General features: G+C 61.0%; 14 protein-coding genes and 1 tRNA gene. 10 read left to right on the top strand and 5 right to left on the bottom strand.

What is annotated here, in order from left to right; translation table 11 throughout:
* Positions 1–43 precede the first annotated feature (43 nt).
* Complete coding sequence (locus R6W86_RS18290) at positions 44–589, top strand: gamma carbonic anhydrase family protein (protein ID WP_410330778.1); 546 nt, start codon at positions 44–46, stop codon at positions 587–589.
* A 281-nt stretch (positions 590–870) separates the two neighbouring features.
* Positions 871–1,323, top strand: a complete 453-nt coding sequence (locus R6W86_RS18285) for an Hsp20/alpha crystallin family protein (protein WP_410330777.1) — start codon at positions 871–873, stop codon at positions 1,321–1,323.
* A gap of 85 nt (positions 1,324–1,408) precedes the next feature.
* Here the strand turns inward: R6W86_RS18285 and aroE are convergent, their stop codons facing one another.
* The 5 genes from aroE to R6W86_RS18260 all read right to left on the bottom strand — a co-directional run bounded on the left by aroE (position 1,409) and on the right by R6W86_RS18260 (position 6,050).
* Complete coding sequence (aroE, locus tag R6W86_RS18280) at positions 1,409–2,233, bottom strand: shikimate dehydrogenase (protein ID WP_410330776.1); 825 nt, start codon at positions 2,231–2,233, stop codon at positions 1,409–1,411.
* Positions 2,223–3,152, bottom strand: coding sequence for an oxygen-dependent coproporphyrinogen oxidase (hemF, locus tag R6W86_RS18275; RefSeq protein ID WP_410330775.1), 930 nt, complete (start codon positions 3,150–3,152; stop codon positions 2,223–2,225). The genes aroE and hemF overlap by 11 nt, the downstream gene beginning before the upstream one ends.
* A gap of 8 nt (positions 3,153–3,160) precedes the next feature.
* The gene (locus tag R6W86_RS18270; RefSeq protein WP_410330774.1) at positions 3,161–3,733 is read right to left on the bottom strand and encodes an L-threonylcarbamoyladenylate synthase; all 573 of its coding nucleotides are present in this window, start codon (positions 3,731–3,733) and stop codon (positions 3,161–3,163) included.
* Between the two features lie 43 nt (positions 3,734–3,776).
* Positions 3,777–4,955, bottom strand: a complete 1,179-nt coding sequence (gene dprA / locus R6W86_RS18265; RefSeq protein ID WP_410330773.1) for a DNA-processing protein DprA — start codon at positions 4,953–4,955, stop codon at positions 3,777–3,779.
* Between the two features lie 78 nt (positions 4,956–5,033).
* A complete protein-coding gene (locus R6W86_RS18260) occupies positions 5,034–6,050 on the bottom strand; it encodes a LysM peptidoglycan-binding domain-containing protein (RefSeq protein WP_410330772.1) in 1,017 nt (338 codons plus the stop codon).
* 309 nt (positions 6,051–6,359) lie between these two features.
* On the opposite strand from R6W86_RS18260, the gene def reads away from it, so the two are divergent.
* The 8 genes from def to R6W86_RS18220 form a co-directional block, all read left to right on the top strand.
* Positions 6,360–6,863 (top strand): peptide deformylase, encoded by a 504-nt coding sequence (def, locus tag R6W86_RS18255; RefSeq protein ID WP_410330771.1) that lies wholly within the window; start codon positions 6,360–6,362, stop codon positions 6,861–6,863.
* 90 nt (positions 6,864–6,953) lie between these two features.
* On the top strand, positions 6,954–7,889 hold the full coding sequence (gene fmt, locus R6W86_RS18250; RefSeq protein WP_410330770.1) for a methionyl-tRNA formyltransferase: 936 nt from the start codon (positions 6,954–6,956) through the stop codon (positions 7,887–7,889).
* Position 7,890: 1 nt separating this feature from the next.
* On the top strand, positions 7,891–9,192 hold the full coding sequence (gene rsmB / locus R6W86_RS18245) for a 16S rRNA (cytosine(967)-C(5))-methyltransferase RsmB (protein ID WP_410330769.1): 1,302 nt from the start codon (positions 7,891–7,893) through the stop codon (positions 9,190–9,192).
* Positions 9,189–10,592, top strand: a complete 1,404-nt coding sequence (gene trkA, locus R6W86_RS18240) for a Trk system potassium transporter TrkA (protein WP_410330768.1) — start codon at positions 9,189–9,191, stop codon at positions 10,590–10,592. The genes rsmB and trkA overlap by 4 nt, the downstream gene beginning before the upstream one ends.
* Before the next feature lie 127 nt (positions 10,593–10,719).
* The gene (glyQ, locus tag R6W86_RS18235; RefSeq protein ID WP_410330767.1) at positions 10,720–11,748 is read left to right on the top strand and encodes a glycine--tRNA ligase subunit alpha; all 1,029 of its coding nucleotides are present in this window, start codon (positions 10,720–10,722) and stop codon (positions 11,746–11,748) included.
* 2 nt (positions 11,749–11,750) lie between these two features.
* Positions 11,751–13,832 carry a glycine--tRNA ligase subunit beta gene (gene glyS, locus R6W86_RS18230; protein WP_410330766.1) on the top strand — a complete coding sequence of 694 codons (2,082 nt, stop codon included), beginning with the start codon at positions 11,751–11,753 and terminating at the stop codon, positions 13,830–13,832.
* A 102-nt stretch (positions 13,833–13,934) separates the two neighbouring features.
* Positions 13,935–14,011: transfer RNA gene (locus R6W86_RS18225), tRNA-Pro, on the top strand.
* A 225-nt stretch (positions 14,012–14,236) separates the two neighbouring features.
* A partial coding sequence (locus tag R6W86_RS18220) for a HipA domain-containing protein (RefSeq protein WP_410330765.1) occupies positions 14,237–14,937 on the top strand: 701 nt, incomplete at its 3' end.

Raw genomic sequence — 14,937 nt, 5'->3', positions numbered from 1 at the left:
TCGGGGAGCCTCCAAACTCAAAAACACCTGACGGATATATGTAATGACGAATGTACGCTCTCACAAGGGTATTACGCCACATTTTGGGGAACGGAGCTGGGTGGATCCAAGTGCCGTGGTCATCGGAGATGTCCAGACCGGTGAGGATGTATCCATCTGGCCGATGACCGTGGTGCGGGGTGACATGCACCAGATCCGGATCGGGGACCGGTGCAGCATTCAGGATGGGTCCGTGCTTCATATCACTCATGCCAGTGACTACAACCCTGGCGGTTATCCGCTGACGCTGGGAGACGATGTGACTGTCGGCCATAAGGCCCTGTTGCATGGCTGCACCATTGGCAGTCGGGTGCTGGTAGGCATGGGCTGCATCATTATGGATGGCGCCGTGGTGGAAAACGAGGTGATTGTTGCCGCCGGCTGTCTGGTACCACCTGGCAAAACCCTGGCATCCGGCTACCTGTATGTGGGATCGCCGGCCAAACAGGCCCGGCCGTTGACCGACAAGGAAAAGACGTTCTTCAAGTACACAGCAGCCAACTACGTGAAACTCAAGGATGAGTACCTGAGCGAAAGCAATCAGAGGTAGTATCTGGAGGTCGGCCTGGTGGCAGCCACGGCGGTCACGCCCTGGATGGGCGCCCGGCCGGACACCGAGACAGCCGGCGCTCCCTGAGCCCATAACAGCGCAATTGATGCCGATCATATCTGGACCAAACCTACCCTTGAAAACCGGCCGGGAGAGCCTACATTTCAAGGTAGCAGATGTTCACGGATAACCGGCCGGTTGGCGCCGCCGGCAGGGAGCTGTTCCGCGAGCGAAGCTGATTACACTTTCAGATTCGTTTTCGTACACAAGGAGGGATGACTATGAGCAACCTGACACGCTGGAATCCGATCAATGAGTTCGAAGACCTGATGAACCGCTACAACCGGATGTTCGGGCTGACCCGGGCCGGTGACCGGGAAGGCAAGGACCTGTTCAGTCGCAGTGACTGGGCTCCGGCGGTGGATATCAAGGAAACCGACCAGGCCTTTTCCGTCGAGGCCGAGTTGCCGGGCATGTCCAAGGACGATGTGAAGGTGACCGTACATGACGGTGTCCTGACCATCAAGGGCGAGCGCAGGCAGGAAGAGGAAACCGAGGACAAGAAGATGCACCGCATCGAGCGTTTCTACGGCAGCTTCATGCGTAGCTTCACCCTGCCGGAAAATGTGGACGAAAACAGCGTCGAGGCCAACTTCAAGGATGGTCTGCTGACCCTGACCATCAAAAAGGCTGAACCGAAGGAGCCGAAGGCCATCGAAGTGAACGTGGAGTAAGTCTGCTTCCGTTCACACTGACCATTCCCCAGGCAGGCGCCGGGATTAGGCCCCGGCCACTGCCTTTCTTTTTGTCCCGCCCGGCTCAGTCGGTGCGCAACTCCTCGACCACCGACGCGGTCTCGGGGCGCACGCCGCGCCACACCCGGAACGACTCGGCGGCCTGTTCCACCAGCATGCCGAGACCATCGAACACCCGGTTTGCACCCTGGTCCAGTGCCCACTGGTTGAAGGTGGTGGTCTTCAGGGAGTACATCATGTCGTATATCACCGTGTCCGAACCGATAACCACGGGAGACAGGGCAGGCAGATCACCCTGGAGGCTGGCGCTGGTGCCGTTGATGATCAGGTCGAATGGCTCGTCGGGCTCCCCGAACCCGCAAGCACTGAGGCGGGTGTCACCGGCATCGTCAGCAAACAGATCCACCAGGGCTTCAGCCTTCGTGACGGTCCGGTTGGCGATCACCAACTCCGCCGGTTTTTCCGCCAGCAAAGGACCGATCACGCCGCGCACGGCACCACCGGCGCCGAGCAACAGGATCCGGGCGCCCTTGAGGGTCACACCATGGTTGCTCACCAGATCCCGGACGATACCGCAGCCATCGGTGTTATCCGCAACCAGTCGGCCGTTATCGTAATACAGGGTGTTGGCGGCGCCGGCCTTCTCCGCCCTCCCGGTGCGCTGATCCGCCAGCTGCCAGGCCTGTTCCTTGAACGGGACCGTGACATTGAGGCCTTTGCCTCCGCGCTCGAAGAACTGCCTGACAGTACTGGCGAAATCGTCGAGGGGCGCCTGGATGGCAGTGTACTCCACCGGCTCGTCGGTTTGCTGTGCAAACAGGCTGTGTATCCGCGGGGATTTGCTGTGGCTGATCGGGTGGCCGATCACTGCGTACAGATCATTGGTCATGGTTCTCTCCCAGCCAGTCCCGGCCCGTGAGGAAATACTCGGTCAGCCGGGCTTCCTCGGTGCCGGGCTCCGGCACCCGGTTATAGTCCCAGCGTACCAGCGGCGGCAGGGACATCAGGATTGACTCGGTGCGGCCGCCGGACTGCAGGCCGAACAGAGTACCCCGGTCGTACACCAGGTTGAACTCGACATAGCGGCCCCGGCGGTACAGCTGGAAGTTGCGCTCCCGCTCGCCGAAATCCATGCCCATCCGTTTCCGGACGATTGGTTCATAGGCTTCAATATAACTGTCCCCCACCGACTGCATCAGGGCAAAGTCCTTGCCGAAATCACCGGTGTTGTGGTCGTCGAAGAACAGGCCGCCGACACCCCGGGGCTCGTTCCGGTGCTTGAGGTAGAAGTAGTCGTCACACCAGTCCTTGAAGCGCTGGTAGGTATCCTTGCCGAAAGGCTCACAGGCGGCTTTGGCGGTCCGGTGCCAGTGCACGCAGTCCTCCTCAAAACCATAGTAGGGGGTCAGGTCATACCCTCCACCGAACCAGTACACCGGCTCGCCGTCTTTGGGCGTGGCGATAAAGAAGCGGACGTTGGCGTGGGACGTGGGCACGTAGGGGTTGTTCGGGTGAATCACCAGGGAAACCCCCATGGCCTGCCAGGGCGCGCCCGCCAGATGGGGCCGGTGGGCCGTGGCGGAGGCGGGCATGGTGTCCCCCATGACGTGGGAGAAGTTCACGCCGCCTTTCTCGAAAACGCGGCCTTCACTGATGACCCGGCTGATTCCACCGCCGCCTTCCGGTCGGTCCCAGGAATCGCGGATGAATGAGGCCTCGCCGTCCACCGCTTGCAGGCGACGACAGATATTTTCCTGCAGGCCGAGCAGGTATTCCTTGACGGCCTGGCTGACGGGCTGTTGTGACATGGGCTCTCCTATCGAAGCTGCTGGCCGGTGACGATATCAATAATGCGGCTGGGTTTGCGATTGCCACCAAGCTCACCGGGCACGATCCAGTCCAGCTGATCACCGAAATAGCGGCGCACCTGCCAGGAATGACGGGCTGGCTGTCGCCCGGCAGGATTGCAGGAGGTGGAGACCAGCGGCATGCCGGCCGCCTCACACAGGGAACGGACCACCGGATGGTCGCTGACACGCACTGCAATGGAGCTGTGGCGCCCCCGGACCCACTCCGGAATCTGCTCGTTCACATCGGGCAAGAGGCAGGTCACGGGCCCCGGCCAATGGCTCATGGCGGCTTCCTGGTGGTTTACCGGCAAGGGATCGAGCAGGAACCGCACCTGCGACACCGAAGCGGCCACCAGGATCATGCCCTTTTCCATGGGGCGTTGTTTCAGTTCCAGGATGCGCTCTACCGCCAGGACATCCCAGGGATCACACCCCAGGCCCCAGACCGCTTCGGTCGGGTAGGCGATAACACCGCCCCGGAGCAGGGTGCGGCGGGCACGACGGCGTTGCCAGTCAGTCAGTGGTTTGGACACGGGCATCGAGAATCATCTGTTCAGAACGGGGTGGAACAGGGCACCGGGTTCAGGCGATTCGCAGGTAGCCGCCTGGTGCTGAACTGGCCAGCCCTTCCAGCTCCAAAAGCAACAGGGACTGCATCAACTGGTCCGCGGCCAAACCGGTCGCCGAACCCAGTGCATCGGTTGATACCGGATCATACCCTAATGCCTCAAATACCGCGATTTCCCGTTGCCCCAGGCGCGACAGATCCGGCGTCCCCGGCTCCCGGCCAGGATCCGCTTCGCCGGTCTGCGGGGACCACCAGGCACCCAGCTCTTCCAGCACGTCGTCCACGGTTTCCACCAGCCGGGCACCCTGCTTGATCAAGTGGTGACAACCCCGAGCCACCGGACTGTGGACAGAGCCGGGAATGGCCAACACTTCACGGCCCTGTTCCAGCGCCAGCCTCGCGGTGATCAACGAGCCACTCTTGAGGCCCGCTTCAACCACCAATACACCCCGGGACAGCCCGCTGATGATACGGTTACGTTGGGGAAAATGGGCAGCGCGGGCCGGCGTTCCCGGGGAATATTCCGATACCAGCACGCCGTGTTCGATCACCCGCTGGCCCAGCTTGTGATGCTTTCGGGGGTAGATCTGATCCAGTCCGCAACCGATGACCGCAATGGTGGGGAAACCGGCATCCAGGGCGCCGGCATGCGCGGCACCGTCCACACCCAGGGCCAGGCCACTGGTAACCAACAGTTCCCGGCGACTGAGTTCCGCCGCGAACCGACGGGCATGGTCCAGGCCCGGGCGGGTGGCATGACGACTGCCCACAATGCCGATCTGGTCCCGGCCGAGCAAGGCATGGTTACCCAGTGTATAGAGCACCAGGGGCGCGTCATGGATATGGCGCAATGCTTCGGGATAATCGACATCGGCCCAGGTAACGATGTGGATGCCATGACGCTGACATCCGATCAGAGCCTCCACGACTTCCATCAGGGCAGGGTGACTGGTGTCTTTATCCTGCCAGGCGCGGATTCCGGTGATGGTTTCCGGATGGAGGCCAACGGCTTTGAGGGTGGCGGCGTTCATGGCCAGCAGATCGGTCAGTTGTGCGGTTGCGGCCATCGCGGCCTCACGCCGTCGGAGACCGAACTGGGGCAGGGTTGCCAGCAGGAGCCAGGGCGCAGCTGGGTGTTCAAGCGCCTGGCAAATACGGTCGCGGGAACCCGCGCTGGAAAGCAATTCGTTCATGATTCTTCATCCTTGAAAACAACAATGGCCGGGCAATCCCGCCCGGCCATTCAATTGCCGCTGGAAGCTTCTGTCCGATCAGGGATTGGTGACCTTATCACCCACGGACAGCGGGCGGGTGGCCTGCAGGACCAATCCGTAGCTCATCTTCTCGTAGGCCTGGAATACCATCAACAGACCGGCACGCTCCGAAGGCAGCTCGATGGTTTCACCGGTCACCGGATCGCGCACCAGGTTGCCGCTCTTGAGCACGGCCATGACGTTTCCGGCCTCAAGGCCATCCCGTTCACCGCGGTTGATCGCCACCACGTTGTACTGACCGATCTGGCTGACACCACCATCGACGGCGATCATCTCACCCTCAACGGTTTCGTCCGGCGAGCTGGGGACGAAGCTGGTGGCAATCGGGCGATCGACGCTGGTCAGCAGGCGATCGCCGATACGGATTTCCTGGTTGGACTTGGTCAGCCGAAGGGTCAGCACGTCGCCGTTCTCGGCGGTAATGTTGCCGGCACCGATGCTCCGGGCCTCCAGACCCAGGAATTCGCCGGTATCCGGATCCCGGAATTCCTTGGTGCGCCGGAAGATACCCACCTTGTTCGCCGGCTTGTCGCCCCGCGCGTAAATCCGGTCACCGGCACCGGTAATGATGCGGCCGTCTTCCCCTTCCAGTACGTAGGGCGCACCCTCAAGTTCTTCCGGGGTGACAATACGGGTATCGGTCAGGAAGCTGCTGATGGCGTCCAGGGGGATGGCCGGAATCGGGGTATCGATTGGTTCGGAACGCACCTTCGGTGAGAGCTTGACCACCCCGTTGGACGCCACCTTGGTAATCCGGGGTTTGCCGTCGATGTAAACCAGGGCCAGGCGATCGCCCGGATAGATGAGGTGCGGGTTGGCAACTTGGGGATTGACGTGCCAGATTTCCGGCCAGTACCACGGGTTGTTCAGAAAGCGCGCCGAAATGTCCCAGAGGGTGTCCCCCTTCACGACGGTGTAACGCTCGGGATGGTCGGACCGCAGCTCCGGTTGAGCCTGAGCCCAGGAAGTGAACAGCAGCGCAGTGGCTGCCAGAGCGTACAGCAGTTTCCTCATTGTGTAAGTCCTTGATCGCGTGCCTTGAGTCTTTGCATTCTGTTGGGATGCAGCCGGAATACCTGCAGCTTATTACGTTGTTATTCCTGATACTATAGAAGAAGTCTCGGAAATTGTGATGTTATCTTTTGTTCTTCCAGTGAATTCTATGCTGCCTGTGAAAGATTTTAACTATTAACTGATCAGTTTGTACTCAATCGTGGATTTGGGGGATAATACCGAGACTTCCCTCACAGGATTACAAAACTCAAACGGTAGGCGGGCGGATTGCCTGAACTGCCGGACATACGGACCAGACACGCGAGCGTTATGATTTTAGAAATCCTCGAATACCCGGATCCCCGTCTGCGCACCATTGCCAAGCCGGTGAACGAAGTCACAGACGACATCCGCAAGCTGATCGACGACATGTTCGAGACCATGTACGATGCGCCCGGAATTGGTCTGGCGGCGACACAGGTCAATGTTCACAAGCAGATCATCGTGATGGACCTGTCCGAGGACAAGAGCGAACCACGGGTATTCATCAACCCGGAAGTGGAGGTCCTCGAAGGCGACTATGAAGCCATGCAGGAAGGTTGTCTTTCTGTCCCAGGCTTCTACGAGGATGTCGAACGTATCGAACACTGCCGGATCCGGGCCCTGGACCGCAATGGTGAGCCGTTCGAGATTGAGGCGCAAGGTCTGCTGGCGGTCTGCGTCCAGCACGAGATGGACCACCTCAACGGCAAGCTGTTCGTGGACTATCTGAGCGCCCTGAAGCGTAACCGGATCAAGAAGAAACTGGAAAAGCTTCATCGCAAGAGCGCCTGATCTGTTTCAGGCCACCAGAACAGACAGACAGTGACGGACCGGGCGATGACCCGGTCTTTTCATATTCAACGGAACAGAGACAACACCACAGTGCGAATCGTATTTGCCGGCACTCCCGACTTTGCCGCTACCGCCCTGACAGCCCTTCTGGCGACCCACCACACCATCGTCGGCGTTTACTCCCAGCCGGACCGGCCTGCCGGCCGGGGCCGTAAGCTGATGCCCAGCCCGGTCAAAAAGGTGGCGCTGGAGGCTGACCTGCCGGTGTTCCAGCCCGAGAACTTTCGCAGCCCGGAAGCACAGCAGGAACTGGCGATGCTGAACCCGGATGTAATGATTGTTGCCGCCTACGGCCTGATTCTGCCCAAGACCGTGCTGGAGATCCCGGCCCAAGGCTGTCTCAATATCCACGCGTCGCTGCTACCACGCTGGCGCGGCGCCGCGCCAATCCAGCGTGCCATTGCCGCCGGCGACCGGGAAACCGGCATCACCATCATGCAGATGGACGAGGGCCTCGATACCGGCGCCATGCTGTTGAAAGCCATCACCCCGATCCATGACGACGATACCGGCGGCAGTCTCCACGATCGGCTGGCAACCATGGGCGGAGAGGCCATCGTCAAGGCGCTGGCACTGCTGGAAAAGAGCGAACTGTCCGGCGAAGCCCAGAACGACGACCAGGCCTGCTACGCTCACAAGCTGTCGAAAGATGAAGGACACATTGACTGGCAACAGGATGCCACCGGCATTGAACGGCTGGTGCGCGCCTTCAACCCCTGGCCCGGCACCGACACCGACCTCGACGACCAGCGCATCCGCATTCACGAGGCCCGCGCCCTTGCCGATGCCTCCGCCGAGGCCCCCGGCACCGTGATCCGCCGGGAACGGGAAGGCATTGATGTGGCCTGCGGTGAGGGTATCCTGCGTATCACCCGCCTGCAGCTGCCCGGTGCCCGCGCCCAGAGCGTCAATGATCTGATCAATGGCGGCAAGCAGCTGTTGCTGCCCGGCCAGGAGCTGAACTGACATGGGCTCCGGCCAACAACCCATTCGGTCCGTAGCGGCCAGCGTCCTGCTGGCTGTCGAGCATGGCCAGTCCCTGTCCCAGTGCCTTCCGCCAGCTCTGAACCGGGTCGGGGAGGGTGAACGGGCGGAGCTCCAGGCACTGTGTTACGGCACCTGCCGCTGGTTTCAACGTCTCGATGGTGAACTGCAGGGACGGCTGAAGAAACCGCTACGCAAACAGGACCGTGTTGTCCATCATCTGATGCTGGTTGCCCTGTTCCAGCTCCGGTTCAGCGAGCAGGCCACCTACGCAGTACTCAATGAATCGGTGGAAGCCTGCCGGGCCCTGGACAAGCCGCATCTGACCGGCCTGGTCAATGGTGTCTTGCGCGCCGCCGAGCGCGAAGGCGCCCCCGAGCCGAAAGACGACTCGGTGCGCTTCAGCCACCCCCAGTGGATGGTGGACAAGCTGCGCCACAACTGGCCGCGGGACTGGCAGCGGATTCTCGATGCCAATAACACCCAGGCCCCCATGACCCTGCGGGTCAATGCCCTGCGTTTCGCCCGCGAACACTACCTGGGCCTGCTTCAAGAGGCGGGCATCGAGGCCACGGCGACCCGGTTCGCGCCTCATGCCGTCCAGCTTGCCCGGCCGGTGCCTGTGGACCGCTTGCCCTGGTTCGCCGACGGCGCCGCCAGCGTCCAGGACGAGGCCGCCCAGCTGTGTACTACCCTGCTGGATCTCGCCCCCGGCCAGCGGGTACTCGATGCCTGCGCTGCCCCCGGAGGCAAGACCTGCGCCATCCTGGAGGCTTGCGGTGAACTGTCCGAAGTGGTTGCCATCGACGAATCCGCCGAACGCCTGCCCCGGGTTCAGGAAAACCTGGACCGCCTGGACCTTACCGCCACGCTGAAACAGGCCGATGCGGCGGATATCGACAGCTGGTGGGATGGCACCGAATTCGACCGCATCCTGCTGGATGTCCCCTGCAGCGCCACCGGCGTGATCCGCCGGCATCCGGACATCAAGCTGTTGCGGCGGGAATCGGACATTGCGCCCCTGGCCTGGATCCAGCTGGGGCTGCTCGAGGCCATGTGGTCTATCCTCAAACCCGGTGGCCGCCTGGTGTATGCGACCTGTTCCGTGTTCCCCCAGGAAAACCACCGTATAATCCAACGATTCGTGAAACAGCAGCCGGATGCCGGCCTGATCGAGCCGGATGTGGCCTGGGGCCGGGACACCGGCGCCGGTCGCCAGTTGCTGCCGGACCCTGACAGCCACGACGGCTTCTTTTACGCGGTACTGGAGAAACCCGAACCATGAAGATCCTGATTCTCGGCGCCGGCCAGGTCGGCGGAACCCTGGCCGAAAACCTCGCCAATGAAGCCAACGACATTACCGTGGTCGACAATGACAGTGTGCGACTGCGGGAATTGCAGGATCGCCTGGACATCCGGACGGTTCAGGGCAAAGCGTCCTATCCGACCGTGCTCCGGCAGGCCGGTGCCGAAGACGGCGATATGGTGATCGCCGTCACCAACAGCGACGAAACCAACATGGTTGCTTGCCAGGTTGCCAAGCTGCTGTACAAGACGCCGACCACCATCTGCCGGGTCCGGGCCAACGCCTACCTGGCCAAGCCCGAACTGTTCTACCAGCGGGACAAGGCCAAGGATCTGGACAGCCTGCGCGGTTTCCCCATCGATGTCCTGATCAGCCCCGAGCACCTGGTCACCAAGCATATTACCCGGCTGATCGAATACCCCGGAGCCCTGCAGGTACTGGAGTTCTCCAAGGGGCTGGCACGGCTGGTGGCGATCCAGGCCACCAGGGGCGGGCCACTGGTCGGGCACGAGCTTTCCTTCCTGCGCACCCACATGCCCAAGATCGATACCCGCGTGGCCGCCATCTTCCGCAAGGGCCGGGCGATCATGCCCCAGGGCGACACCGTGATTGAGGACGGCGACGAGGTGTTCTTCATCGCCGGCGCCGACCACATCCGGTCCGTGATGAGCGAATTGCAGCCCCTGGAAAAACCCTACAAGAAAATCTTCATCTGTGGCGGTGGCAACATCGGCCAGCGCCTGGCCAGCACCCTGGAGGGCCGCTACCAGGTCAAGCTGCTGGAGCGGGGTCATGAACGCTGCGTGATGCTGTCCGAAAACCTGCGCAAGACCGTGGTGTTGGAGGGCGATGCCGCCAACAAGGACATCCTGCTGGAAGAGAACATCGAGAACACCGATGTCTTCTGTGCAGTCACCAATGACGACGAGGCCAACATCATGGCGTCGCTTCTTGCCAAACGCCTCGGCGCCCGTAAGGTCCTGACCCTGATCAATAACCCAGACTACGTGGACCTGATCCAGGGCGGGGATATCGATGTGGCCATCTCGCCCCAGCAGACCACCATCGGCAGCTTGCTCACCCACGTTCGCCGGGGTGATGTAGTAAATGTTCACTCACTGCGCCGGGGCGCGGCCGAGGCCATCGAGGCTATCGCCCACGGGGATCACCGGTCCTCCAAGGTAGTGGGTAAACGGCTGGATGAGATCTCCCTGCCGGAAGGGACCACCATCGGGGCCATTGTCCGCCACAACGAGGTCCTGATCGCCCACGATCACCTGCGGGTACAGCCGGATGACCACGTGATCCTGTTCCTGGTGGACAAGTCCCGGATCCGGGATGTGGAGAAGCTGTTCCAGGTCGGTCTGACCTTCTTCTAGTTCAAAATCAACACAGTGAAGACCACTTAGAAATACCGCTTTGGCAAGCGTATAATGCGCCTTTTTTCGGAGTGCCCCGGAGGATGAACGGGGCGCCACACACAGACTGAATCAGCAGGCAAACGTCGTGACAGACAAGGCAACGAACAACTCCGCGCCGGATATCAAGACCTTCCAGGGTCTGATCCTGGCTCTGCAGAATTTCTGGGCGCAGCACGGCTGCGTGGTTCTCCAGCCCCTGGATATGGAAGTGGGCGCCGGTACGTTCCACCCGGCCACCTTCCTGCGGGCGATCGGTCCGGAGACCTGGAATGCGGCCTACGTTCAGCCCAGCCGTCGTCCCACCGACGGCCGTTACGGTGAAAACCCCAACCGTCTCCAACACTACTACCAGTTCCAGGTGGTCCTGAAGCCGTCCCCGGACAACATCCAGGAGCTGTACCTGGATTCCCTGCGGGCCCTGGGCCTGGACCCGCTGGTCCACGACATCCGCTTTGTCGAGGACAACTGGGAATCCCCCACCCTCGGCGCCTGGGGCCTGGGTTGGGAAATCTGGCTCAACGGCATGGAGGTGACCCAGTTCACCTACTTCCAGCAGGTGGGCGGCCTGGAGTGCTATCCGGTAACCGGCGAGCTGACCTACGGCCTGGAGCGGATCGCCATGTACCTGCAGGGCGTGGACAGCGTCTATGACCTGGTCTGGACCGAAGGCCCGGACGGCGTTGTGACCTACGGCGACGTGTTCCACCAGCAGGAAGTGGAAATGTCCACTTACAACTTCGAGCAGGCCGATACCGAATTCCTGTTCCACAGCTTCGACGTCCACGAGCGCGAGAGCGCCCGACTGATCGAAGCTGGCCTGCCGTTGCCGGCCTATGAACAGGTACTGAAAGCCTCCCATACCTTCAACCTGCTGGATGCCCGCCACGCCATCTCCGTGACCGAGCGTCAGCGTTTCATTCTCCGTGTTCGCACCCTGGCCCGGGCCGTGGCCCAGGCTTACTTCGACAGCCGCCGCAAGCTTGGCTTCCCGCTGGCCCCGGAGGCCCTGAAACAGGAAGTTCTGGCGGCGGCAGAAGCCGCTGAAGCCAAGGCCAACGGCAAGAAGAAAGGGAAGAAAGCGAAGAAGGCACAGCAGGAACAGGGGAACGCATAATCATGGCTAATCAGGATTTTCTGGTTGAACTGGGCACAGAAGAACTGCCCCCCAAGGCTCTCAAGCCACTGTCTGATGCCTTTACCCGAGGTATCGCCAAGGGCCTGGAAGATGCCGGGATCGAATTCGGCGAGGTAGAAGCCTTTGCCGCGCCGCGCCGACTGGCCGTCCGGGTCCGCGATCTGGCCGACGCCCAGCCGGACAAGCCGGTGGAGAAGCGTGGCCCGGCGGTCAAGGCCGCCTTCGACGACTCCGGCAACCCGACCCGGGCGCTGACCGGCTTCGCCACTTCCCTGGGCATCACCCCGGACCAGCTCGACACCATGGAAACCGACAAGGGTGCCTGGGTGGTCTATCGCACCGTGGAGAAGGGCCGTCCGACCGTGGAACTGATGCCCGAACTGGTGGAGCAGTCCCTGGCCGCCCTGCCAATTCCCAAGCGCATGCGCTGGGGCGCCTACCGCACCGAGTTCGTGCGCCCCGTGCACTGGCTGATCCTGCTGTTCGGCAACAAGGTGATTGACACGTCCATCATGGGCCTGAAGCCGGGCAACACCACCCGCGGCCACCGGTTCCATTGCCCGAAACCACTGATCGTGCCCACCCCGAATGACTACGAGGTCGTGCTCAAGCAGGAAGGCTATGTGCTGGCGGACTTTGCCGAGCGCCGGGAGTACATCCGGGCCGGTGTTACTGCCCTGGCCGAGAAGGAAGCCGGCGGCAAGGCGGTCATCGACGAGGACCTGCTGGACGAGGTCACCGCACTGAACGAATGGCCGGTGCCGTTGATGGGCCGGTTCGAGGAGCGCTTCCTCGAGGTTCCTGCGGAAGCGCTGATTTCCTCCATGAAGGAGCACCAGAAGTATTTCCATGTGGTGGACAAGGACGGCAGGATGCTGCCGCTGTTCATCACCGTGGCCAACCTGGAAAGCAAGGATCCGAGCCAGGTCATTTCCGGTAACGAGAAGGTGATCCGCCCGCGCCTGGCGGACGCCGCCTTCTTCTACGACACCGACCGCAAGACCCGGCTGGAAGACCGTATCGAGTCCCTCAAGCCGATCGTGTTCCAGGAGAAGCTCGGCAGCATCTACGAAAAGTCCGTGCGGGTCGCCGCCCTGGCGAAGAAGATCGCCGAGGCGATCAACAGCGATCCGGCCCTGGCCGAGCGCGCTGCCATGCTGGCCAAGACCGACCTGGTCACCGAGATGGTCCTGGAGTTCACCGACCTGCAGGGCATCATGGGCCAGTACTACGCTGCCAACGATGGCGAGCACGAGGATGTCGCCAAGGCGCTGAACGAGCAGTACATGCCGCGCTTTGCCGGTGATGACCTGCCCGGCACCCTGACCGGCTGCGCCGTCGCCATTGCCGACCGCATCGATTCCCTGGTGGGCCTGTTCGGTATCAACCAGCCGCCCTCCGGCACCCGCGATCCGTTCGGTCTGCGCCGGGCCTCCCTGGGCGTACTGCGCATCATCATCGAGCATGAACTGCCGTTGGACCTGCAGACCGTCTGCGAATGGGCCGAGCAGAACTTCAGTGCGCTGACTGAGCAGAACACCGCCACTACCGTGGTCGACTACATGCTCGAGCGCTTCCGCGCCCACTATGAAGAGCAGGGCATCGGCGCCGAGGTTTACCTCGCGGTGCACGCCCGCCGGCCCACCAAACCGCTGGACTTCGATCGCCGGGTCAAGGCGGTGGAAGCCTTCCGCCAGTTGCCCGAAGCCCAGGCCCTGGCCGGCGCCAACAAGCGGGTATCCAACATCCTGACCAAGCAGGGTGGTGACAGCATTGGGGAAACGGTGGACGAGAGCCTGCTGCAGGACGCCGACGAACAAACCCTGGCGGCGCAGGTGGAAGAGCAGGCCCGGAAGGTCCTGCCGCTGTTCGACAAGGGTGACTACGCCAGTGCCCTGAGCTCCCTGGCAAGCCTGCGGGAACCGGTGGATACCTTCTTCGACGAGGTCATGGTCATGGCCGAGGACGAGGCTATCCGCAACAACCGCCTGGCCCTGCTAAACCGTCTGCGCAACCTGTTCCTGCGGGTGGCGGACATCTCCCTGTTGCCCACCGCCGGGTAACAGGGAAGGCGATACGGCCGGTCTCAGCAGTTATACGGACGAAAATTCCCCGCCCGAGGGGTAGCCAAAACGTGTTTAATCCGTATAATACCGGCCGTTGTTCGGCGTGTGGCGCAGCTTGGTAGCGCACTTCGTTCGGGACGAAGGGGTCGCAGGTTCGAATCCTGCCACGCCGACCAAATTATCCCGCAATATCAGGCAGTTAGATTTTCCTGCCTTCTAGCCCAGCAAGTTGATTTTTCGCCAGTCACCAAATTGCCACCATTTCCAAGCTCTTTAGATCTTTGAAACCTCGTGTAACTCTCCATACATGGTGATAACACTTGGTTGAGCAGACTCCCTAACTCATGATGTAGTAAGTTCGCAAACGCCAAGCGGCAACCGAGAAAGCAGGGAGGAAGGGATTGATAGATCGTCAAATCCGGGAGCAACAGCCCGACCAGATCGTTGATGTAGCCGAGTGGGATTTTTACCAGGATTTCGAGGTATTTCCATCTGGGGCTCGCAACAAGTCACTACGAGTGTGCCCAGATCCAGCCCCGTATGACTTTTGCATCGCTGGTCACAAATACCTGTTCAAAGAGGCTATAAAGAGCTCGAAAAACCCTGAACGACCGAGGCACCCCGATCAATATTGGGCTGAGGTGATAGCTTTTAAAATTGGGCGACTAATGGGATTAACTGTCCCCCCGACTTTCGTTGCGATCGACTCCCAAACGAACGAACCAGGAGTAATCAGCGAATGGTTCTTAAACTATGGCCCCGTCGAAGAGAGGTACACTGACGGTGGAGATCATATGCAGGCCGCCATCCCGAACTACGAACGTGAAAAAGGGCGCCAACACAATCTCAGCACAATAGTCGCGTTCAGCAGAGCACTAGCAATTAAAGGCCTTTTATCCCACGATTGGCGCGAGTATTGGGGTTTATGCCTTTGCTTTGATGCTCTGATCGGCAATACCGATAGGCATCAAGAAAACTGGGGCGTAATTTGGAATCAGGATGAAAATAAAGCTCGCTTTTCACCGTATTTCGATAATGGCACCAGCCTAGGCCATGAGCTGTTTGAGAAGAAAATAAACACATACCTTCGCGACGAAGGCGC

The organism is Marinobacter sp., from assembly GCF_046484525.1.
Classification (GTDB): Bacteria; Pseudomonadota; Gammaproteobacteria; order Pseudomonadales; family Oleiphilaceae; genus Marinobacter.
The sequence above is the reverse complement of the archived record's forward strand: the minus strand, read 5'-3'. Positions and strand labels throughout refer to the sequence as shown.

Bases quoted from the DNA above. Each gene is read 5' to 3' on its own strand.
- R6W86_RS18290 (WP_410330778.1), top strand. From the start codon at position 44: ATGACGAATGTACGCTCTCACAAGGGTATTACGCCACATTTTGGGGAA.
- R6W86_RS18285 (WP_410330777.1), top strand. From the start codon at position 871: ATGAGCAACCTGACACGCTGGAATCCGATCAATGAGTTCGAAGACCTG.
- aroE (WP_410330776.1), bottom strand. From the start codon at position 2,233: ATGACCAATGATCTGTACGCAGTGATCGGCCACCCGATCAGCCACAGC.
- hemF (WP_410330775.1), bottom strand. From the start codon at position 3,152: ATGTCACAACAGCCCGTCAGCCAGGCCGTCAAGGAATACCTGCTCGGC.
- R6W86_RS18270 (WP_410330774.1), bottom strand. From the start codon at position 3,733: ATGCCCGTGTCCAAACCACTGACTGACTGGCAACGCCGTCGTGCCCGC.
- dprA (WP_410330773.1), bottom strand. From the start codon at position 4,955: ATGAACGAATTGCTTTCCAGCGCGGGTTCCCGCGACCGTATTTGCCAG.
- R6W86_RS18260 (WP_410330772.1), bottom strand. From the start codon at position 6,050: ATGAGGAAACTGCTGTACGCTCTGGCAGCCACTGCGCTGCTGTTCACT.
- def (WP_410330771.1), top strand. From the start codon at position 6,360: ATGATTTTAGAAATCCTCGAATACCCGGATCCCCGTCTGCGCACCATT.
- rsmB (WP_410330769.1), top strand. From the start codon at position 7,891: ATGGGCTCCGGCCAACAACCCATTCGGTCCGTAGCGGCCAGCGTCCTG.
- trkA (WP_410330768.1), top strand. From the start codon at position 9,189: ATGAAGATCCTGATTCTCGGCGCCGGCCAGGTCGGCGGAACCCTGGCC.
- glyS (WP_410330766.1), top strand. From the start codon at position 11,751: ATGGCTAATCAGGATTTTCTGGTTGAACTGGGCACAGAAGAACTGCCC.